Origin of the sequence: Curtobacterium sp. VKM Ac-1376 (assembly GCF_015351025.1) — a bacterium.
Lineage (GTDB): Bacteria > Actinomycetota > Actinomycetes > Actinomycetales > Microbacteriaceae > Curtobacterium.
Genome location: NZ_JADKRV010000015.1, coordinates 39,053 through 58,484, shown reverse-complemented (window position 1 = coordinate 58,484; position 19,432 = coordinate 39,053). Strand labels below are relative to the sequence as shown.

Here is a 19,432-nt window from a genome sequence, read left to right as displayed (position 1 = left end):
TTCCCGACAGACGATCGGGAATCGAAACTGAATACACCGCTCTGCCCAGAACTCTTGGGTGGTAGTCGGGACAGCTTCGAGACCAGATTGTTCATGGTCGAAGGTGTTCCGGTGGTCATAGCGAGAGGGAAACGCCCGGTCACATTCCGAACCCGGAAGCTAAGCCTCTCTGCGCCGATGGTACTGCAAGGGGGACCTTGTGGGAGAGTAGGACGCCGCCGGACTTAACGTTGCAAGACCAGGGAACCCCTGACCATTCGTGGTCAGGGGTTTTCTGTGTTTCCGGGGCACTGTCGTCCATGCCTCGTGCGGTCCGTGCGCGTATCTCACGGCTCGCGATGCGCGCGTCAAAGGAGGCTGAGCTCCATTGCGCGGGTCACGGCGCGGGTGCGGTCGTTCACGCCCAGCTTCTCGAAGACGTGGCCGAGGTGCGTCTTCACCGTTGCCTCGCTCAGGAACAGCGCGCGGCCGATTGCCGGGTTGCTGTTGCCCTGGGCGACGAGGCGCAGGACGTCGAGCTCGCGCGGGGTCAGGGACGGGCCGGCCGCGGCGGGGAGCGTGCCCGTTGCTCGGCGGACGAGCGCTGCGGCTGCCGAGGGTGCCAGCGCCGTCTCGCCCCGTGCGGTCGCCCTGACGCCGGCGAGGATCTCGGACTCCGGGGCGGCCTTGAGCAGGTAGCCGGTGGCGCCGGCCTCGATGGCGGCGAGGATCTGGTCGTCGGACTCGTACGTGGTCAGGATCAGGACGTGGACGCCGGGCTCGGCGGCGAGGATCGCCGCCGTCGCCGCATCGCCGTCGAGTTCGGGCATCCGGAGGTCCATCAGCACGACGTCGGGGCGCTCGGCCAACGTCACCGTCACGGCCGCGCGGCCGTCGCTGGCCTGGCCGACGACCTCGATGTCATCGGCGTCCTGCAGCAGCGCGACGATGCCCGACCGGACGATCGGGTGGTCATCGGCGACCACGACGCGGATCACCGGGTCACCTCCGCCACGACGGTGCGTTCGGTGGCCGGGAGGTTCGGCTCGGGTCCGGTGGGCAGGCTCGCGTCGACGACGGTTCCACCGCCCGGGGTGCTCGTGATGGTGCAGGCCCCGCGGGAGAGCACGAGCCGTTCGTGGAGGCCCCGGAGACCGTGTCCGGCCGTCGGCACGCGGGTGTCGAAGCCGACGCCGTCGTCGGTCACGCGGACGCCGACGCGTTCGGGCGCGTGCTGCAGGACGACGCTGACGGACCCGGCGTCGGCGTGCGCGCGGATGTTCGCGAGGGACTCCTGGACGACCCGGAGCAGCACCACCTGGGCGTCGCGGTCGAGCGGTCCGTCGGTCGCGTCCACGGCAACGGGCGTGCCGGTCTCGCGGGTGTAGCGCTCGGCCAGGCGGTGCAGGGCCCCGGCCAGGCTGCCGCTTGTGGCACCGGCGACCCCGGCGGCGATGAGGGCGCGGGAGTCCTCGAGGGCCGCTCGTGCCGACTCTTCGAGGACCGCCAGCCGTTCGTGGAGCGCGGCACCGCGGTCGTTCGCCAGGTCCTTTCGGGCGCGTTCGGTGAGCATGACGATGCCGGCGAGGTTCTGCGCCACGGTGTCGTGGATCTCGCGGGCCAGGCGCTCCCGTTCGCTCGCGACGCCCGCGCTGCGGTGGGCATCGGCGAGGGACTGCTGGGTGGCGCGGAGTTCGTCGAGGAGCTGGCGGCGCTCCTCGGACAGGCCGGCGACGCTCGAGATCCAGACGCCCATCGCGCAGGCCCCGATGACGCTGATGCCCTCGATGAGCAGGGTGCTGACGAGGGCGTCCGGGCCGCCGGAGACCTGCAGGCCGGTACCGCTCGCGACGCCGACCGCGACGGACAGCAGGACGGCGGTGCGAACCCGTTCGGACTGCACCCAGACGAGCGGGAACGCGATGCACTGCACGAACGCGGTGCTCGGCACGACGGCGGGCAGCACCAGGGCGGCGACGAGGACCAGCGGCAGGAAGGCTGCGGCGGCACGGGGGCTGTCGTAGCCGCGGTGCCCGTACGCCAGGTAAGCGACGACGAGGACCACGACCGCGGTGTACGCCGGCCAGCGGGTCGACCACGGCGACCACCCGAACACGGTGATCACGGCGGTGAGGAGCATCGTGCCCGCGAAGAAGACGTGCAACCACCGGTTGCGCACCCACGTCTCGCCGTCCATGTGCCCAGCATCCCACCAGCGGCGTGTCATCAGGCATCCTTGCGGTTCCAGCGGAAGGTGAGCACGCAGGCCACCGTGCCCAGGACCAGCCACGCTGCCAACACGAGGGCTCCGAGGCCGAGGTGCCACGCGCCTCCCGGCTCACCCGACTCGAACGCGCCGGGCAGGAAGACGGACCGCATGCCGGACGCCATCCAGCGCAGGGGGAAGACGGAGGCGACGTCCTGCAACCAGGTGGGGAGCTGCGTGAAGGGCAGGTAGACGCCGGAGATGAACTGCAGCACCAGCACGATCGGGACGATGGTGGCGGTGGCGCGGCGGCCCTCGCGGGGGAGCGCCGAGACCGCGATGCCCAGGACGCAGCTGGTGGCGATGCCGAGGACCATCACCCCGGCGAAGACGCCCCAGTTGCTCGCGTCGGTCGGCAGGTCGACGCCGAACACCAGGCTCGCGATCGCCAGCAGCAGGGCCGTCTGCACGAGCGTGGTGACGAGGACCATGCCGATCTTGCCGACGAAGTACGACAGGACCGGGAGCGGTGTGCCGCCGAGACGCTTCAACGTGCCGTCGCTGCGCTCGGTGGCGATGTCGACGCCGAGGGACTGCGTGCCGGAGAGCAGGATGCCCGTCGCGACCAGGCCGGGCAGGTAGTAGGTGGCGTAGTCGACGCTGACGTCGGGGCCGGCCTGGATGTCGGCGGCGCCGGAGAACGCCACCGAGAACAGCGCCAGCATGATGATCGGGAACAGGAAGGTGAAGAAGACCGCGTCGGGGGCGCGGAAGTAGGAGCGGATCTCGTAGGAGATGCGGCTGGTCGCTGTCTTCACTGCTGTCCCACCATGTCGAGGTAGACGTCCTCGAGGGACGGACGGATGACTTCGAGGTCGTGCATGGGTGTGGTGCTGGTGCGGATGAGCGCCGTCGGGTCGGTGGTGCGCTCGTCGTGGTGTCCGCCGTCGTCGCGCCAGCGGACCCGGGGTGTGCGGGCCTCGGCGCCGCCGATCTCGTCGATGGGTGCGAGGTCGAGGAGCTTCCCGGCGGCGATGACCGCGGCCCGGTCGGCGAGCTGAGCGGCTTCGTCGAGGTAGTGCGTGGTGAGCAGGATCGTCGTGCCCTCGTGCTGCACCTGGCGCAGGAGGTCCCAGAACTGCCGGCGGGCCTCGGGGTCGAAGCCGGTGGTCGGTTCGTCGAGGAACAGGACCTCGGGGCGGCCGATGATGCCGAGGGCGACGTCGACGCGGCGGCGCTGGCCTCCGGAAAGTCGACTGATGCGGGTGTTGCGCTGCGTCTCGAGCCCCGTCGCGGTGAGGAGCTCCTCGACGCTGCGGTGCTTCGGGTAGAGCGTCGCGAAGTGGTTCAGCTGCTCGGCGACGGTGACGTTCGGGGACTCCGCGCTGGTCTGCAGGACGATGCCGATGCGTGCGTTGTGGCTGCGGCTCGTGCGCGCCGGGTCGTGGCCGAGGACGCGGACCTCGCCGGCGGTGCGGGACCGGTACCCCTCGAGGATCTCGACCGTCGTGGACTTGCCGGCACCGTTCGGGCCGAGGAGCGCGAAGGTCTCACCCCGTTCGATCGTGAAGGAGACGTCGTCCACGGCGCGTTTGCCGGTGGCGTACTGCTTGCCGAGGTGCTGGACCTCGATGGCGGGGGACTCGGGCATGGCTCCAGCTTCGTCGCCGAGCTGCCGTGGGGGATCGACCGGGGCGGTGGTCTCGGCATCGTCCGATCGGGGGATGGCGCCGGACCGGAGGTGCGGTGCGGATTGGTCGTCCACAGGCCACTCCGCTGGTGGTTGCGTCCGGCAACTCTCTGATATGTTGCCTGCGGGGAAGCGGTGCGGGCCGCTACGGCGAGACGGGGGAGACGATGGCCGATCTGACAGTGTCGTGGAGCACGCTCGGAGCCGTCCACGGTGCGCTCGACAAGGCGACGGGCACGTTCACGGGCGCCTCGCTCCCGGCCGAGGGCGGCGCGTCCGGAGCAGAGGACGTCGCCCAGGCGTTCGCGACCTTCCGGACGGCGCAACAGCGTTCGGACGAGTGGCTGGCCGACACGAGCCGGACGCTCCGCGAGTACGCGAAGGACACGAAGTCGCTCTTCGCCGACGCCGACGACGACCTGGCCGGCAAAGCCGGGGGCAAGTGATGGCGGCCGACCCACTCGCCGGCGACCCGGGCGCGATCACCAGGCTCTCGAGCGCGCTTGCCGATCACCAGGACGACATCCGCACGGGCACACATCACGTCGCCAGCGCGCTGCACGACGCCGACGGGTGGGAAGGCGCATCGAAGGACCGCTTCACCACCACCGTCGGGACGATCGCGCCCGCCGCACAGCGCATCATCAGTCGACTCGACGCCGCGATCGACGTGCTCGACACCTACGCCGAGGCCGTCCGACAGATCCAGGACGAGGCCGAACGCATCCAAGCCGCTCAGCTGACCAACGCCGTCGACTCGATCGCCAACGCCGTCTCGATGGGCAGCGCTCGATCGACCGCCGCGGGCAGCGATGCCACCGAAGCCGACGACCGTCGAGTCGATCGTCTGCAGACCGACGCCGACGACCTCGCCGCCGCTGCGAAGCGACTCGACGCGGAGTGGGACGCCCTCGAGGAGCGGCGGGCTGCTGCGGACCGGACAGCAGCCGCGGGCCTCACCGACAGTGAGGTGCTCGGGGTCGCCGTCGGGTACGCGGGGGCGCTCGCCGCGATGAGCGACGCCGACTTCCTGCGGGCGGTGGCCGGGATGCCGCCGGAAGTGCTCGCGGCACAGGACGAGGCCGTCGCCGACCGGATCGCCGGGATGCCGCCCGAGGTCGTGCAGGCGTGGTGGGATGGGCTCGGCGGACGCGGGACCGCGGGGGAGCACTCGGCGGCGCAGGACGCGTTGATCACGGCGTTGCCCGCGGTGATCGGCAACCTGAACGGGGTGCCGTACTGGGCGCGTGACCAGGCGAACCGGCTGAGTGCGCAGCGGGCGTACGAGCAGGCGAAGGAGGGTCTGATTGCTGCTCAGGAGGCGTACGGGAAGGCGGTCGGGCATGCTGCGCAGGCTGTCGCGCAGCGGGCGTTGATCGCGGCGCAAGAGCGGTACAACCAGCTCAACAACTTCGTGGCCGGGGCGAGGACGGACCTCAACCTTCGCTATCCCCTGTCTCGACAGATGGTGGCGTTCCGCGACGGCGAACCGCCGTTGGGCGCGTTCTCGGTCGGCGATCTTGACAGCGCGAGTAGCGTCACGTTCCTCGTCCCCGGAATGGGGAGCTCGCTGGCCGACACCACGCAGTACATGCGGACGGCGTCGACCGTGCAGCAGTCACAACAGCAGATGAGCGGTGATGCCAGCGCTTACGTGACCTGGCTCGGTTACGAGGCACCCCCGAACTTCGTGGCGACCGGTGACACTGCCGTCTTCCACGAGGACTCGGCCCGTGCCGGAGCTGTGACGCTCGCCGCAGATCTGGCCGGGGTCCGCGACACCAGACCGGACGTCCAGCTGAACGTCGTGGCCCACTCGTACGGCTCGACGACTGCCGCGATCGCGCTCGCGGACGACGCCGCCTTGCGGATCCACTCCTTCGTCACGCTCGGATCGGCGGGTATCCCCTCGTCCGTCCCCGATGCCGCAGCGACCCATGCGGCCCACATGTATGCTGCGCAGGCCGACGAGAAGTGGGGCATCGCGGCGTTCGGGCGCACGTTCAGTGATCCGCACCGTACAGATCCCACCCAGGGATTCGGCGCGACGGAGATGCAGACGGATGGATCGAAGACGGTGAATGTACACGACCTTGCCGCCGACCCGGAGTCTCGGAACGTCGGATACCTCGACAGCGGCACGAAGACGCTGTTGGGAACAGCGAAAGTGACCATGCCGTGAACAGCCTGTCGAAGTCGCTCCTCGGGTTCGTCGCCGTGGTCGGGCTCCTCACGACGGCGACGGCCTGTGGTTCGAACGGGGGAGACGAGATGCAACCAGATGAGGCGAAGCAGAACGCCGTGGCGTTCCTGCGAGAGACGATGGACCACGAGCCGCTGGCTTGGCCCGAGGTCCCAGACCCGGTGGCCACGCGATGCTCCGACGGGGACGACGGAGTCCGGTTCCAGTACCTCGTGACGATCGACCAGAAGACCGACCCGAAGGAACTCGCCACCTCGTTCGAGGAGTTCTGGAGGGCGAAGGGGTTGGACGTGCAACCTTCGCGGGAGGACTTCGGGAAGTACGGCGTCGCTTACTCTGCAACCGCGCGTGCGGACGGGAAGCCGTGGGGCTCGTTCCAGTTCAGTGAGCGCGGCATCAGCCTCTACGTCGACTCCCAGTGCGCCGAGGGTTCGCCGGACGACTACGAGGACTGATTGGTGTGGTCCAGAAGACTCGGCGTCCAGCGGACGCGGGCTCCGTGGCGCGGACGCTCCTGCACTCGTGCAAGTCGGAGGGGCTGACGATCCAGCCGTCGCAGACGGACTTCGGCGGCGAACGACGGCTCCGGTACTCGGTCACGGCCGTTGCGCTGTCCCTCATCACCGTGCTCGCTGGATGCGCACCAGGAGGCAGACCCATGACCCCCGGAGCGTCCCAGCAGGAAGCGCTCGCCCTGCTTGACCAGACCGCGATTGCGACCGACCTCGATTGGTCGTCGCCCGGGGACCCCGTCAGCAAGAAGTGTTCCGAGGGTGTTCGGTACCAGTACATGGTGCATGCTCCGGTCACCTCGAAGCAGACCGAACTTGCTGACTCCCTGTCCGAGTTCTGGCGCTCCAAGGGACTCCAGGTCGAACGGAGTCAGCAGGAGTTCGGGTCGAAGTACGGGACCGTGTACGCAGCCACGGCGAAGGCAGACGGCAAGGCTGCCGCAGCCTTCGAGATCACGAACGGGAACGCACTCGTCTACGTCAACTCCCAGTGCGTCGCTGGCGCTCCGGATGACGAATGACCACCGCGGTGCGGCGAATGCAGACAGCACGACCGTACCATCCGAGCGGGCGGCCCTCCGGCGGATTCGGTGCAAGTGACCTCTCCGTGCGCGACGGGGTCGGTGCACGATCACGACGAGTGACGGTGTCGAGGCGGGGGCGGCTGCGATGACGAGGCGAGTGGGCAAGCCGATGACCGCTGCCGCTCTGGCCGGCACGATCGTCCTCGCGCTGTCGGGGTGCGGGATGACAGGGCCGGGCAAGACCATGACCATCGACGAAGCGCGCTCGCAGGCCGTGACCGAACTCCGGTCGGTCCTGGAACTCGCTCCCGACACATGGCCACAGGAAGTCCCGAAGCCGGTCGCGAACGACTGCCAGGTCGACGGCCAGAAGGCGGTGCAGTTCAGCTACTACGTCGAGGTGGACAGGCCGGACGACCCGCAGGCGCTCGTCGGACAGGCCGGTGAACACTGGAGAAAGCAAGGGTACGAGCTCGCAGCGACGCGGACCGAGATGGATGCAGAGACGGGCGACGTGTCCGCCGTGGTCGCGCGCGCCGACGGCAAGCCTCGTGCGTCGATCGCAGCCACCAAGATCCGCGCGCACGTCAACGTCGACTCGCGCTGCGTGCTCGGGGACCCGGACGACTACCGGTGACGGCCCTGATGACGAATGAGGTCTGACGGTTCTGGTTCGCGATCGTCGGGGATCGCGAACCGGAACCGCCACGACTTCAGTACTGCGGACGGATCCAGTCCGTCGGTTGCACGAAGCGGACGCGGGGCAGGACCTCGTCCGGCTCGGCGGTCCGCACGCTCGTGATGATCGTGGCCTCGCCGTGCTCGTACGAACGGCGGGCGATGCCGTCGCGCTCGTCGATCACCAGTGTCGAGCGGAACGCCGGGTCCTCGTGGTACTCGAACGTCAGCAGGATCGAGCCGATGTGCTGGACCAGGATCGGGTGGACGTCGTCCGTGGCGCGGCCCCACCGGAGCATCAGATCGGGCGCGGCCATCCGGACGACGGGGGACGAGACCATGCTCCGGGCGAACGACACCTCGTCCGGGCCGTTGTCGGGGTCGTGCAGTACGCCGTCGCGGTAGGAGACCGGCTTGGCACGCTGGCGCAGGAGCGTCCAGGTCTGCGCGGGCTCGTCGATGTCGACGCGGAACTGCCAGTACTTCTGCCGGGACTCCTGGTGGATGCCTTCGAGGATGTACCGGGCGGGTCGGCGGAGGGCGGCGAGCTCCTCGGCGATCGCGGGACCGTCGGCGGGTGAGGAGTTCGTCGAAACGCACGGTGCCAGCATGGCGCACCACGTGCCGTGGACCGCACCCCTGACGGGCGGGAGGCGCGGGGCGGGGTGGTGCTGGGCCTCCAGGCCGTGGGGTGGTCGCGTCTGGTTGCGTCAAGCAACGTGCGCGTAGACCGGGAGGATGCAGGTCGTCGGAGTCGAACAGTTCGGAGGGCCCGAGGCCCTCGCCGTCCACGAGGTGCCCGAGCCGCACGCCGGTGCGGGGTCCGTGCGGATCCGGGTGCAGGCGTTCGCCGTGAACCCGACCGACACCGGGGTGCGTGCTGGACAGCGGGACAGCTCGCAGGCCTCGCCGCCGTACGTGCCGGGGATGGACGCCGCCGGCGTCATCGACGAGGTCGGGCCCGACGTCACCGGATGGCAGGTCGGCGACGAGGTCATGGCGATGGCGCTGCCGCTCAGTGCTCACGGTGGCGCCTACGTGCAGGAGCTCGTCGCTCCGGTGGGGTCGTTCACGCGGATCCCTCGCGGGACGTCGGTCGCTCTCGCTTCCACAGTCCCGATGAACGGGCTGACGGCGTTGCAGATCCTGTCGCACGCCTCGCTCGCGCCGGGGCAGACGCTCGCCGTGACCGGGGCCGCGGGGCTGCTCGGGAACTACGTGGTGCAGCTGGCGAAGGCCGCCGGGCTGACCGTGATCGCGGATGCTGCTCCGGCCGACGAAGCACTCGTCCGGTCGCTCGGGCCGGACCACGTGGTGCCGCGAGGAGCTTCGTTTGCTTCCGCTGTTCGTGCGCTCGTGCCGGGCGGGGTCCATGCGCTCGCCGACGCTGCCGTGCAGCGCGACGAGGTGGTGGACGCTGTTCGCGACGGGGGAGTCTTCTTCGACGTGCGGGGGTGGCAGGGCAACGGGGCTCGGGGGATCGAGTTCGTGCAGGTGATGGTGTTCTCGGAGTACCGGTCGTTCGACAAGCTCGAGCAGCTGCGGCATGCGGTGGAGAGTGGGACGTTGACGCCGCGGGTCGCCGAGGTGCTGCCGGCTGTTCGGGCTGTGGAGGCGCATGAGCGGTTGGAGGCCGGGGGGACGCGGGGACGGTTCGTACTGACGTGGAGTTGAGGACGTCCTGAGTGACGGGGGCGCGGTGCCGCGTCGTTCGTCGTTCGGCGCTCATCCTTGAGTAACTGAACGACGCGGGCTGAGGACGGTCAGCGGGAGGAATGTGCTGCCGCGAAGCTGTCAATGCAGGGAACGCGACTCAACGAACCGTCGGAGCGAGGCCGGAGCGATGGTGTCGCGACCACGAAGAGCGTCCTCGATGCGGATTCCGTCCACAGCGTCGTAGATCGAGACGCGTGGCAGCTGGACAAGTCCAGCTGCGGCTGCAGCATCTTTGATCGCGTCGTACAGCGCCCGTTGCTTCCATCGTGGAGCTCCGCCGCGATTGAACACCCACTTCTCGTCGGCTGGCCCGAACATGCGCTCGGCCGGGGGACTCGTCCATCGTCTGCCACCGGTCCCCCCGCGGCCTTCGTGGGCTCCAGCGTGCTGACGGTAGGCCGCCGCCCACGGAAGTACGGCTGCAAACCGCGCTTCAAGCGTCAGCGCCCGATAGCGGTTGAAATGCATGTCTTCGTCAAATTCGACGATCACGTTCGAGTACGGCAGATCCCAAGCGCCTGGTCGAAAGGCTGGATCGGCGAGCTTGCCTCCGAGCTGGTGGTACAGGTCGAAAATCTCGCCAGCCAGCGGCACAGGAAGGTCCGCGATCCGCGGTGCTCGTGGTCGCGCGGAAGGTCGAGTCAGCTCAGCCTGAAGCAGCACCTGATCGAGCACCGAAGCGCGTGCGCCTGCCCTCACCACGTGTTCAGTCCTTCCGCAGGCGTACCGCGCCCTTCATCACTCGTAGTCTGCGATGTCGCCTGTGCCGCAGGCCGATTGAACCTCGATGGAGACTCGTCGAGGACTGGCGTTGACCGAGATCGATTCCACCGCCTGTCCGGTGGTGACCGCGGACCAGAGCGGCCGACCGTCGTCGATCGTGTCCTGCCGAATGGTCACGTCGTAGTCGTGCTGCTTCCACGTCTTCGCGACCGTACGGACGAGCGCTTCGGGGTCTTCGGCACCGGTGCGCTCCTGGTCCCACGAGAACGTGACGCCTGAGCTGCCGGCGTCCGACGAGCATTCCGAGGATGCGGGTTCCTCCGAGAGCGACTTCCAGTCACCGCCGGCAGCGTCCATCGTCTGCCGAACCAGGCTGACCATGCCGTCTCGTGCCTGTTCGGCGTCCATCTCACTGCCTTTCGGTTGTTGGGTACATCCGGCCAGCAGCACCGAAGCGCACACCAAGCTCAGGATCACTTTCGTGGTGCGTGTCTTCATCGGTCGCTGACCTTCCCGGTGGTCGCGCGAGCGATGTTGTCGAGTGACTCAGTGTTCTTGTCGAAGTACCCGTACTGGCCGGCGTGATCAGTCGCGTTGTTCCAGATCGGGTCGTGACGGTTCACACCGTTCATCGTCGGGTCGTGTGGGAGTCCAGCTGTCGGCAGGTACGTTGCGCCGAACGAGGGGCTAGCTGGGTCTCGGCGAGTCATGCTGAAAGCCTGCCCGATCCACGACCAGTTGTCGCCCGGCAGGCCGGGGATCGAGCGCGGTGCCTGCGCAGCGAACACCTGATCGGAGTGGATGTCGTCAGCGGTCTTGATCTCGCGTTCCAGCCCGGCCGATCCGGCCGTCACGTAGGCGTTTACCCCGTAATCCCTCTCAGCAAGGGTGAGAGAGGAAGTTGTCGACCCGTAGGAGTGCCCGACCACGTTCAGTGTCCCCTTGGTCGAACCACGAGCAGCGTTGAACCCTGCGAGGTCCTGCCCGAGTCGTTCGCTCCCCGCCCGAGCGAGATCGCCGTGCAGAACGGTCTTCGTCGTCGGGGTCTCGTAGTTGATCCACGCGACGACTGCCGCATCTTCTACGTAGTCCTGTTGGCGGACCCGGAGGTTGTATGCGGCTCGCTCCACCACCGTCATGTTCCTGGTGTCCGAGTCCATCCCGGGGACGAGGTAGGTGACGTCATGAGCCGTGTCGAGGTCACCGATCGACACAGCGGCCAGTGGTGGATGCTGAGGAACGAGCGAGGTCAGCTGGACACCCTTGTACTTCCCGAGGGACGCGCGGATGTTCTTGTAGGCGGCAAGGTCTTCCCCGGACGCGGACTTGATCAGAGTCTTGAGGTTCGACCGGTTCGCCCGGTCGCGTGCCCAGTAGGCAACGCCGTTGAGATTGCCGATCACGGCGGGGAACGCTGCGATCAAGGCATCCTGCTCTGGAGAGTGCTCGTCGCTGCTTCCCCGCTCGTGTGCCCCGCCCGCCGACGACCACCAGTCGGCGATCATCTCGGGGTCCGAGACCGAAGCCAGCCGATCGGCGATCGCGGGATCGTCGCGTAGGGCGAGAAGTTGGTCAGGCTTCAACGAACTCAGCCAACTCAGGACTTGAAGATCCGACATTCGGCCCACTGAATGTGCCTGCGCGGCCACGATGCCGACGGATTCGATTCCGGAGAGCTTCGCAGCCGTCGTGTCGTCCAGTCGTGTCCGCTCGGCGACGAGCTCGTCCCATCGCGTGGACAGTTGAGCGTCCTCGTCGTCCTGCTGCGTCAGCGCGTCAGAGACCCTGCGTAGCATGACGTGATCGGATTCCACATCCGTCCCTGCGTCGACAAATTCATTGAGTCGGGAGCGGTTCGTGACCAGCCGCTCGCGATCGCTTGCAGCGCTGTCCTGTGCGGACCGGATGCGGGCGGCTTCGTCCTGGATGCGTTCGACCTCGTCTGCGTACCGCGACAGCGTCTGCGCAACGTGCTCGATGAGGGAAGCCGTCCGTGAGTAGGACGGTCCGAGGGTCTCAGCCGCCGCCGTGAACCGCCGTTTGGCCGAGCCGGACCACTCGCAGGCTCTCAGACCTCCCGCTGTGCGCTCCAGACGAGTCTGCTCGTCCCGGAGCACCTGGGCACGTGCCTCGTGCTGCCGTGAGGTAGCCCTGATCGACGCCGGAGCGCCGCGAGTCGGATCGGCCGTCATTCGATGGCGCTCGCGAGGTCAGCGTCGCGGCGGCTGAACTCTTCAGCTGCAGTCCGCACCCACCCGCCGATGGTGTCTGTCATCTCGGCGATTGCTCGCAAAGATCGCTCGTGTGACGCCGAGGAATCGCTGTGAGCCGCTGCGACCGCGTCGCTTCCGAAGTCCGCCGACATGCCGGCAGAGCCAACTTCCCCGTTCAGCGCTGCGCTGATCCTCGTGATGGTTTTACTCGCTGCGTTCATCGCTGCGACGTCGACGATGAGATTCCCCAATGTTGCCCCTCCGCCGGCGACAATATCAGATGCTGGACGTGCTCTGACGGACTGCTCCGACACCTGGTGTCGACTCAGCGGCTGCGCGTTGCTCCGCTGCGGACGCCAACCCACAGGCCGTCCCGCGCCCGGGTCATCCCCACGTAGAGCTCGCGGCGCCCTCGCTCTCGGCGCTCTCGTTCGGTCTCCGACGGTTCGGCCGGTGCAGCATCGAGCAGCCGTGGATCGACGTGCGCGAGCAGCACCTGCTTGAACTCGAGGCCCTTCGCACGCTTCACCGTCCCCACGCGAACCGCGTCCGAGCTCCGCCCTGCGTACTGCTGCAGTGAGACGGTCGGGACGCCGGCGTTTGCAAGCGCCTGCATGACGTCGCCCGCCTGCCGGTTCGTGGCCGTGAGGATGCCGACGTCTCCGCGACCAGTTCCGACCAGCCGGAGGACCTCGGTCAACCGGTCGAGCATCGCCCGGTCGTGGTCCGCACGACTCGCGAACTGCGTCATCGTCGGGGCAGCGCCGGAGCGTGAGACGTCGGACACCGCGTCACCGACCCCGTCGACACCCTCGATGTCCACGAACTGGTCGTCCGCCACCATCTCCTTCGCGAACTCGAGGATCTCGGCGGTGTTCCGGTGGTTGACGTCGAGCACCACGCCTCGGCCCGACAGGTTGATGCCGACCTCGCCGAGCGTGTACCCGCCGGGGTAGATCGTCTGCTGGCCGTCGCCGATGAGCGTCAGGCCGTCGGTACGGTCACCCACGAGCTGATGCACCAGCGCGACCATCACGCAGGACAGGTCCTGCGCCTCGTCCACGATGACCGCGTCGTACCGCTCGAGGGGCACCGCGCGGACCGCGTCACGCGCAAGCAGCACAATGTCCTCCCAGTCGTGGGCACGTCGCTCGCGCAGCCCGCGCGCGTACGCCTCGTACAGGTCCCAGACGGCCTGGCGCGTCTCCAGCGGGAGCGCGTGCTTGCGCCCGATGCGAGCCAGGTCCGCGTACTCGTCGAACCGCGTCAGGCCACGGCCCTTGATGACGTGGCTGATTTCGTCTTCCCAGTACGAGCGCGAGAATCGCGACGACCGCAATGGACTGGAGGCGCGGATCGCGTTCCACGCGTCGTCGAACGCGAGCTGGGCCTCCCGTCCAGGAGCGCGGAACGCGATGCCGCGTTCCTTCAGGAGTCGAGACGCGAACGCGTGGACGCCCATGAAGTCGACGCGACCGACCATGTCGGGCGCGAGGCGTTCGAGGAGCGACTCGAGGACCTTCGGCAGGGTGCTGATGTACGTCGTGAACAGCACGCGGCCGCCGGTCGCGCGTGCGAGGAACGCGGCACGGTGCAGGCCGACGACGGTCTTGCCGGTGCCCGCAGCGCCGCGGATGCGGGCCGGGCCGTTGAAGCTCCGGCGGACGAGCTTTGCCTGTGCCGGGTCGAGGAACGCCATCCAGTCCTCGATCGGTGCTTCGAGCACGCCGTCGAGCAGTTGTTCCGCGAGCCCGTCGTCCGTGGTGTCGATCGTCGGGACGAGTACGTCGGGTTCGCGGGGGAGTACCGGTGCCGGGACGACGACCTGTGGCGGTGTTGCTCCGCCGTCGCCGATCACGGGGAAGTGGTGCAGCATCGCGGCGAGGACCTCGTCGACGCGGGACGCCGACAGTCGGGCTCCGCGCTTGGTGATGTGCCCGACGAGGTCGTTCGCCCCGATCACGTCGACCGAGGCGACGCGAGCGTGCATCCGCTTCTGGCCGGCGAGTGCGGCGACCGCATGCACCTCGCCGGGCGCCAGGCCCGTGTCCGCCAGTGCTGCCTCGGTGCTGTACGCGAGGTCAGCGAGGCGGGCGATGTCGTCAGTGACGTCCTCTTGGCCGCGGGTGATCCGGTCGCCGTGGACCGCGACCTCACGCCAGGCCTTCGTGTCGACGATGAAGACACCGGCGCGGCCGACGACGACCATGTCGACCTGCGCTGTGCGGCTGCCGGGCCAGCGACGGTCTGCGAGCAGGTGGTACCCGATGCCGGCGAGTGGCGCGAGGATCCGGGCGGTCTCGCTCTCGGTGCGGTGGGCGATCTCGAAGCGGGCAGCGCGCTGTTCGGCGTCGTCTGCTTGGCGGCGGAGTTCGCGTGCGTGGCTGCGCTGGCGGTGTGCCTCGACCCCTGCGGATTCGCCGGCCATCGTCATTGTGTTGCCCCTCGAAGTGCTGACTGTGCGGACCACCCGTCGTCCCCGGGACGTGTAGTGCTGAACCATCCTCGTGGGTGGGGAGGTAAGGCGGGAGTACCCGTTGTGGGGTGGTGGCAGTCCTCAGGGCATCGACGCGACAACTAGCCTCGTGAACTCACATTTGAGATGTTGGCCCGCGAACGTGCGTGAAGCCGCACTTGGCCGCTCAAGTCGTTTGCGGAAGTGACAGAACGTCGCTCGCGTCCACCAAGATGTTTCGAGTGGCACAACCCGAGAGGACCCCGGCATGAGCGAAGTAGTCATCCACGACAGACGGATGAGCGCGTACGAGGAAAGGGTCTGGGCCGGTCTTGATGCCTACTGGCACAAGCGCAACAACGCCCGGGGACTCCCGAACTGGGCGAGCACAGCGATCGAGCGCGGAGGGACCGCGGTTCAGAAGGGCGCTGGTCGCGTCGTCGAGGCGGTTCCGGAACGGATCAAGGACCCCATCCGGAGCGCGAGTAATGCCGTCGCGGACGCCGCGATCAGGCCCGCCCTCGAGTCGGCGGTGGCGCTTCTGAACCTGGCCAACGATTGGGTTCTTGAGCTGAACGATCCTGCGACTGTGGAGAAGCTCGCCCGTAAGCGCGGACTCGACGTCGAGGTCTTCACTGACTTGCGCCGGCGAGACATCCGGGACTGCGACCGCTTACTCACGGGCAACACGCTGCGGTGGAGAAGTGCCGGAGCGGTGGAGGGAGGAGCGATGGGAGCGCTTGCGCTCGTGCCGATCGCAGGAATCCCACTCGCCCTCACGGCGGACATCGTCGTCGTGCAGGCACTAAGCGCATCGATCGCCGCTCGCGTTGCGTACTCGTACGGCTACGACGCGAAAGACCCGGAAGAGCAGGAGTTCATCCAGCGCATCGTCCGGCGGTCGTTCTTCGCGCAGGCTGCCAAGGCTGGGCCGATACGCGATGCTTCTCGGGCGGCATGGGCCGCGAAGGATCGAGTCCGCTGGTCGAACAAACTCCGAACCGACCACCGGCTCTTGGCCGCTCTGGAGAAGCTGATGAAGCACGCGGGCGTCAGCGGCGGACGAGTTTCCGTTCAGAGCGTCGCAAAGGTCGCGCCCTTCGTCGGCATCGTCATCGGTGCCGGTGTGAACGCCGCCGTCCTCGGACAGCTGGCGGAGGATGCCAAGCGCTACTGCCAGACGCGCTTCTTGAGCGAAAAGTACGGGCTGCCGATGCCGACAGCTCTGCTTCACGATGATGACGAGGAAGCTAGCGAGGACGTCGTATGACTCGTACTGAGAATCGACTCGAGCGTCTTCGCGGCGCGCTGCGCTACCTGGACCAGCGCGGTACTGCTCGGCGCCTCGATGTGTGGGATCACGTCAAGTCCCTTGTGCCGCTCGAGGGCGACGAGCGTGAACTGAACGGGAGTGGGGATCCTCAGGGCCAATCGGACTTCCTCTGGGGCACCACTGCGCTGGTGCATGCCGGCTTCATGGAGAAGCCACGGCGGGGGGAGTGGGTCGTCACCGAGCAAGGCCGTCAGATCGCGCGCCCTGGGCTGTCCCTCGATGAGTTCGGCACCGCATTGAACGAACGAGAGCGTGCGTTCCAACAGGCGCAGCGGGAAGACCGCGCGCTTCGCCTTCGCACTGAGGTTGTTCCGCCGGACTGGCGAGCTGAATTGATCCGCACAACCGAGCGGCTCTTCGTCGAACGAGGCCTTAAAGCCTTGGATTCCGTGTTCGCGCCGGGCCGTTCGGTGTGGCGAAGAGACGTCGCGGAGGAGCTCCGCCAGCGCTTCCTCATGCAACCGGACACGGAAGGTGAGGACTTCCTGTCGAAGCTCGGCGATCAGTTCCGGGATGCCAGCGACGACGCGAAGTTGCTGATGGCCGAGCTCGTGTGCTGGCAGATCCTGCCGCTGCAGACCCCCGGGGAGCGCAAGAAGCGGGAGCGAGTCTCGTTCCTGCTTGACGCCATGGAGCACCCCGTGACGATCCCGACGGAGATTGACGCGGCGTTCCGCTCGTGGTCATTCAACCCGGGAACCGCGATGTCAGTGCAGCTTTACAAGGCACTGTCACTCGTGGTTGAGTGCGCGGTCCGTTGGATCGACCTGACAGCTGAGAAGCGCGAGCACGCTCTGGAAGACCCGTGGGCCTGGCGCGACTTCGTGAACGCGCTCCCCGGCTCTGCCTTCCCGACCCAGCGCAACGAGCTGCTGTACCTCGTGCACCCGGGCGTCTACGGCGAGGTCGTGTCCGGTGACAACCGTGAGGCGATCCGGGCCGCCTTCGCCGGCGAGGTCGAAGGCCAGATGGAAGACGATGCAGACGCCGCCTTTCAGCAGATCACTCTCGCACTGCAGCAGAAAGCCAAAGGACCGGCGCTCTACTACGTCGAGCCTCTGGCGAGCCGTTGGCAGACGAAGTCGGCTCCGGTCCCTGGGCCAAAGCCGGACCCGACTCCGTCGCCCGAACCCAGTCCGGAACCGAGCACCGTTCGAACCGCTTTCCCAGAGGTAATCGGGTCGCTCGCCAACTCCCTCCACATGCCGCAGGCCTGGCTGCAGGACACCCTCGACCTCATCGAGCGGCGCAAACAGGTAATCCTCTACGGCCCTCCTGGCACCGGCAAGACCTTCCTGGCTCAAGCGCTCTCGAAGCACGTGACGGACGGCACCGACGGCGAGACCACCATCGTGCAGTTCCACCCGACGTACTCGTACGAGGACTTCTTCGAGGGTTTCCGCCCCGTCGCCAACGACGACAGCGGCAACCTCGCCTTCACGCTCCGGAAGGGTCCGCTCCGGCGCCTCGCCGACGCGGCCGCCGCCAACCCGGAGGCGAACTACTTCCTGGTCATCGATGAGATCAACCGCGGCAACATCGCGAAGGTCTTCGGTGAGCTCTACTTCCTGCTCGAGTACCGGGACAGCGAGATCTCCCTGCTCTACAGCGACGAGCCGTTCACCCTTCCGAGCAACATCTTCGTCATCGGCACGATGAACACCGCCGATCGCTCGATCGCGATGCTGGACGCCGCGATGCGTCGCCGATTTGCATTCGTCGAACTGCACCCGGAACGTGAGCCAGTGCAGAACGTGCTGTCACGCTGGGCGGCGACCAAGGGCCTCCAGGACGATCGTGCCGACCTGCTGACGCGACTCAACGCGCAGATCCAAGACCACGACGCCAAGGTCGGGCCGTCGTTCCTGATGCGCGATCTCGCCGGAACCGGCCTGCAGGACGTGTGGCGGTACGAAATCCTGCCGCTCCTGGCGGAGCACCACTACGGCGAAGGCGTCGACCTGGAGGCTCGGTACGGCCTGGCAACGTTGCGTCGCCAGGCGACGCGCGACGCTGCGGACGGGGCCGAAGGTGCTTCCGTCGACGATTGAGCTGCGGGAGGCGGACCAGCCGGTGGTGCACCGGCTGCCGCGCGCGGTGGCGGTCGGTCTTGCCTCAGCGAACATCGCAACGGTCGCGCCGACGCTCGGCGCTGACGAGTACCGCGTGGGTGGTGTCCGGAAAGTCGGCGTCGTGCGGATCGCCGGGCACACGGTGTGGCTGAAGCCGAAGACGCCGGTGCGGCGGCTGTTCGCGATGCTGGGGTACGCCCGTGCCGGGAGTGCGATCTGGACCGAAGACGACTTCGGGTTCGAGGAAGACAATGACCTCGTGCCGGCATTGGCGCACGCGTTCGTGCGGCAGGCCTCGCGGGCGTTGGCCGGAGGGCCGCTCCGTGGGTACGTCACGCGGGAGGATGCGCTGCCGCTCGTGCGTGGTCGGTGGCGGATCGGGGACCAGCTGACGCGGCGGGGTGGGCAGCCGCTCCCGGTCGAGGTGTCGTTCGACGATTACGTCGAGGACATCGCCGAGAACCAGGTACTGCTGACCGCAGCGACGCGGTTGTTGCGACTGCCGGGTGTGCCTGCCGATGTGCTCGGGGCGCTGCGGCGGATCGTGCGGGTGCTCGACGGAGTGTCGGTAATCCCCGTCGGGGCGCCGGTTCCGGTCGTCCGGCCGGATCGACGGAACGCGCGGTACGCGTCGACGCTCGCTCTTGCGTCCCTCGTGCTGTCGGGGTCGTCGGTCGAGCAACGCCCCGGCTCGGTCGTCGCGTCAGGGTTCCTCGTCGACATGTGGTCGGTGTTCGAGGACTTCGTGTCGGCTGCTCTGTGCGAGGCGTTCAAGCCGTACGGGGGAGAGCTTGTCCCTCAGTACGCGTCGACGCTCGACGTCGGGGGGACGGTGAAGATTGCGCCGGACCTGGTGTGGCTCGTCGACGGAGAGGTACGAGCGTGCATTGATGTGAAGTACAAGGTCGAGAAGCACGGGCAATACCCGAACGCTGATCTGTGCCAGATGGCGGCGTACTGCCGGAGGTTCGGGTTGGGGGAGGGGTGGCTCCTCTACGCCGCAGGTTCCGGTTTCGCCGAGTGTGCGCATCGTCGAGGGGCCGAAGGTGGTGCGAACATTTGTGGCACTCGACGCGGACGGAACTGGGCTCCTGGCACAGAGCAAACGCTTCGTGGCTCGCGTCGCGC

18 protein-coding genes, 1 rRNA gene and 1 pseudogene are annotated in these 19,432 nt (G+C 67.9%); 10 read left to right on the top strand and 10 right to left on the bottom strand.

Going from position 1 to position 19,432, the window contains the following annotated elements; translation table 11 throughout:
• Positions 1 to 107 precede the first annotated feature (107 nt).
• Positions 108 to 224 (top strand): 5S ribosomal RNA (gene rrf, locus ITJ56_RS14955).
• A 123-nt stretch (positions 225 to 347) separates the two neighbouring features.
• Here the strand turns inward: rrf and ITJ56_RS14950 are convergent.
• From ITJ56_RS14950 to ITJ56_RS14935, 4 genes are read right to left on the bottom strand one after another with little or no spacing between them, the layout of a single operon-like run.
• Positions 348 to 977 carry a response regulator gene (locus ITJ56_RS14950; protein ID WP_194631430.1) on the bottom strand — a complete coding sequence of 210 codons (630 nt, stop codon included), beginning with the start codon at positions 975 to 977 and terminating at the stop codon, positions 348 to 350.
• Positions 974 to 2,206, bottom strand: coding sequence for a sensor histidine kinase (locus ITJ56_RS19035; protein WP_194631429.1), 1,233 nt, complete (start codon positions 2,204 to 2,206; stop codon positions 974 to 976). The genes ITJ56_RS14950 and ITJ56_RS19035 overlap by 4 nt, the downstream gene beginning before the upstream one ends.
• On the bottom strand, positions 2,206 to 3,003 hold the full coding sequence (locus tag ITJ56_RS14940; RefSeq protein WP_194631428.1) for an ABC transporter permease: 798 nt from the start codon (positions 3,001 to 3,003) through the stop codon (positions 2,206 to 2,208). The genes ITJ56_RS19035 and ITJ56_RS14940 overlap by 1 nt, the downstream gene beginning before the upstream one ends.
• Positions 3,000 to 3,836 carry an ABC transporter ATP-binding protein gene (locus tag ITJ56_RS14935; RefSeq protein WP_228517948.1) on the bottom strand — a complete coding sequence of 279 codons (837 nt, stop codon included), beginning with the start codon at positions 3,834 to 3,836 and terminating at the stop codon, positions 3,000 to 3,002. Before ITJ56_RS14935 ends, ITJ56_RS14940 begins: the two co-directional genes overlap by 4 nt.
• Before the next feature lie 206 nt (positions 3,837 to 4,042).
• Between ITJ56_RS14935 and ITJ56_RS14930 the strand changes: the two genes are divergently transcribed.
• The 5 genes from ITJ56_RS14930 to ITJ56_RS14910 all read left to right on the top strand — a co-directional run bounded on the left by ITJ56_RS14930 (position 4,043) and on the right by ITJ56_RS14910 (position 7,751).
• Positions 4,043 to 4,321: a hypothetical protein gene (locus ITJ56_RS14930; RefSeq protein WP_194631426.1), complete on the top strand. Its 279-nt coding sequence runs from the start codon at positions 4,043 to 4,045 to the stop codon at positions 4,319 to 4,321.
• On the top strand, positions 4,321 to 6,057 hold the full coding sequence (locus tag ITJ56_RS14925; RefSeq protein WP_194631425.1) for an alpha/beta fold hydrolase: 1,737 nt from the start codon (positions 4,321 to 4,323) through the stop codon (positions 6,055 to 6,057). The genes ITJ56_RS14930 and ITJ56_RS14925 overlap by 1 nt, the downstream gene beginning before the upstream one ends.
• Positions 6,054 to 6,533, top strand: coding sequence for a hypothetical protein (locus tag ITJ56_RS14920; RefSeq protein WP_194631424.1), 480 nt, complete (start codon positions 6,054 to 6,056; stop codon positions 6,531 to 6,533). Before ITJ56_RS14925 ends, ITJ56_RS14920 begins: the two co-directional genes overlap by 4 nt.
• Before the next feature lie 203 nt (positions 6,534 to 6,736).
• Positions 6,737 to 7,111 (top strand): hypothetical protein, encoded by a 375-nt coding sequence (locus tag ITJ56_RS14915; RefSeq protein ID WP_228517946.1) that lies wholly within the window; start codon positions 6,737 to 6,739, stop codon positions 7,109 to 7,111.
• A gap of 148 nt (positions 7,112 to 7,259) precedes the next feature.
• A complete protein-coding gene (locus ITJ56_RS14910) occupies positions 7,260 to 7,751 on the top strand; it encodes a hypothetical protein (RefSeq protein ID WP_194631422.1) in 492 nt (163 codons plus the stop codon).
• A 76-nt stretch (positions 7,752 to 7,827) separates the two neighbouring features.
• Here the strand turns inward: ITJ56_RS14910 and ITJ56_RS14905 are convergent, their stop codons facing one another.
• The gene (locus tag ITJ56_RS14905) at positions 7,828 to 8,403 is read right to left on the bottom strand and encodes a hypothetical protein (protein WP_194631421.1); all 576 of its coding nucleotides are present in this window, start codon (positions 8,401 to 8,403) and stop codon (positions 7,828 to 7,830) included.
• Positions 8,404 to 8,530: 127 nt separating this feature from the next.
• Here ITJ56_RS14905 and ITJ56_RS14900 point away from each other — a divergent pair, with 127 nt between their 5' ends.
• Positions 8,531 to 9,466, top strand: coding sequence for an NADP-dependent oxidoreductase (locus ITJ56_RS14900; protein WP_194631420.1), 936 nt, complete (start codon positions 8,531 to 8,533; stop codon positions 9,464 to 9,466).
• 120 nt (positions 9,467 to 9,586) lie between these two features.
• On the opposite strand, the gene ITJ56_RS14895 is transcribed toward ITJ56_RS14900, so the two are convergent.
• The 5 genes from ITJ56_RS14895 to ITJ56_RS14875 form a co-directional block, all read right to left on the bottom strand.
• Positions 9,587 to 10,210 (bottom strand): hypothetical protein, encoded by a 624-nt coding sequence (locus tag ITJ56_RS14895; RefSeq protein WP_194631419.1) that lies wholly within the window; start codon positions 10,208 to 10,210, stop codon positions 9,587 to 9,589.
• 36 nt (positions 10,211 to 10,246) lie between these two features.
• Positions 10,247 to 10,729, bottom strand: coding sequence for a hypothetical protein (locus tag ITJ56_RS14890; RefSeq protein WP_194631418.1), 483 nt, complete (start codon positions 10,727 to 10,729; stop codon positions 10,247 to 10,249).
• Positions 10,726 to 12,348, bottom strand: a complete 1,623-nt coding sequence (locus tag ITJ56_RS19030; RefSeq protein ID WP_194631417.1) for an alpha/beta hydrolase — start codon at positions 12,346 to 12,348, stop codon at positions 10,726 to 10,728. Before ITJ56_RS19030 ends, ITJ56_RS14890 begins: the two co-directional genes overlap by 4 nt.
• Positions 12,349 to 12,419: 71 nt before the next feature.
• A complete protein-coding gene (locus ITJ56_RS14880; protein ID WP_194631416.1) occupies positions 12,420 to 12,695 on the bottom strand; it encodes a hypothetical protein in 276 nt (91 codons plus the stop codon).
• A gap of 74 nt (positions 12,696 to 12,769) precedes the next feature.
• Positions 12,770 to 14,872 carry a nuclease-related domain-containing DEAD/DEAH box helicase gene (locus ITJ56_RS14875; protein ID WP_194631415.1) on the bottom strand — a complete coding sequence of 701 codons (2,103 nt, stop codon included), beginning with the start codon at positions 14,870 to 14,872 and terminating at the stop codon, positions 12,770 to 12,772.
• 295 nt (positions 14,873 to 15,167) lie between these two features.
• Between ITJ56_RS14875 and ITJ56_RS14870 the strand changes: the two genes are divergently transcribed.
• The 3 genes and pseudogenes from ITJ56_RS14870 to ITJ56_RS18540 all read left to right on the top strand — a co-directional run.
• Complete coding sequence (locus ITJ56_RS14870; protein ID WP_194631414.1) at positions 15,168 to 16,169, top strand: EcsC family protein; 1,002 nt, start codon at positions 15,168 to 15,170, stop codon at positions 16,167 to 16,169.
• Positions 16,166 to 18,283, top strand: coding sequence for an AAA family ATPase (locus tag ITJ56_RS14865; RefSeq protein ID WP_194631413.1), 2,118 nt, complete (start codon positions 16,166 to 16,168; stop codon positions 18,281 to 18,283). The genes ITJ56_RS14870 and ITJ56_RS14865 overlap by 4 nt, the downstream gene beginning before the upstream one ends.
• Positions 18,264 to 19,292, top strand: a pseudogene (locus tag ITJ56_RS18540) (McrC family protein); the annotation flags it as partial. The gene ITJ56_RS14865 and the pseudogene ITJ56_RS18540, both read left to right, overlap by 20 nt.
• Positions 19,293 to 19,432: the final 140 nt, after the last annotated feature.

Excerpts from the sequence above, each read along its gene's own strand:
- ITJ56_RS19035 (WP_194631429.1), bottom strand. The coding sequence starts at position 2,206 with ATGACACGCCGCTGGTGGGATGCTGGGCACATGGACGGCGAGACGTGG.
- ITJ56_RS14935 (WP_228517948.1), bottom strand. The coding sequence starts at position 3,836 with ATGCCCGAGTCCCCCGCCATCGAGGTCCAGCACCTCGGCAAGCAGTAC.
- ITJ56_RS14930 (WP_194631426.1), top strand. The coding sequence starts at position 4,043 with ATGGCCGATCTGACAGTGTCGTGGAGCACGCTCGGAGCCGTCCACGGT.
- ITJ56_RS14925 (WP_194631425.1), top strand. The coding sequence starts at position 4,321 with ATGGCGGCCGACCCACTCGCCGGCGACCCGGGCGCGATCACCAGGCTC.
- ITJ56_RS14915 (WP_228517946.1), top strand. The coding sequence starts at position 6,737 with ATGACCCCCGGAGCGTCCCAGCAGGAAGCGCTCGCCCTGCTTGACCAG.
- ITJ56_RS14910 (WP_194631422.1), top strand. The coding sequence starts at position 7,260 with ATGACGAGGCGAGTGGGCAAGCCGATGACCGCTGCCGCTCTGGCCGGC.
- ITJ56_RS14905 (WP_194631421.1), bottom strand. The coding sequence starts at position 8,403 with ATGCTGGCACCGTGCGTTTCGACGAACTCCTCACCCGCCGACGGTCCC.
- ITJ56_RS14900 (WP_194631420.1), top strand. The coding sequence starts at position 8,531 with ATGCAGGTCGTCGGAGTCGAACAGTTCGGAGGGCCCGAGGCCCTCGCC.
- ITJ56_RS14890 (WP_194631418.1), bottom strand. The coding sequence starts at position 10,729 with ATGAAGACACGCACCACGAAAGTGATCCTGAGCTTGGTGTGCGCTTCG.
- ITJ56_RS14875 (WP_194631415.1), bottom strand. The coding sequence starts at position 14,872 with ATGGCCGGCGAATCCGCAGGGGTCGAGGCACACCGCCAGCGCAGCCAC.
- ITJ56_RS14870 (WP_194631414.1), top strand. The coding sequence starts at position 15,168 with ATGAGCGAAGTAGTCATCCACGACAGACGGATGAGCGCGTACGAGGAA.
- ITJ56_RS14865 (WP_194631413.1), top strand. The coding sequence starts at position 16,166 with ATGACTCGTACTGAGAATCGACTCGAGCGTCTTCGCGGCGCGCTGCGC.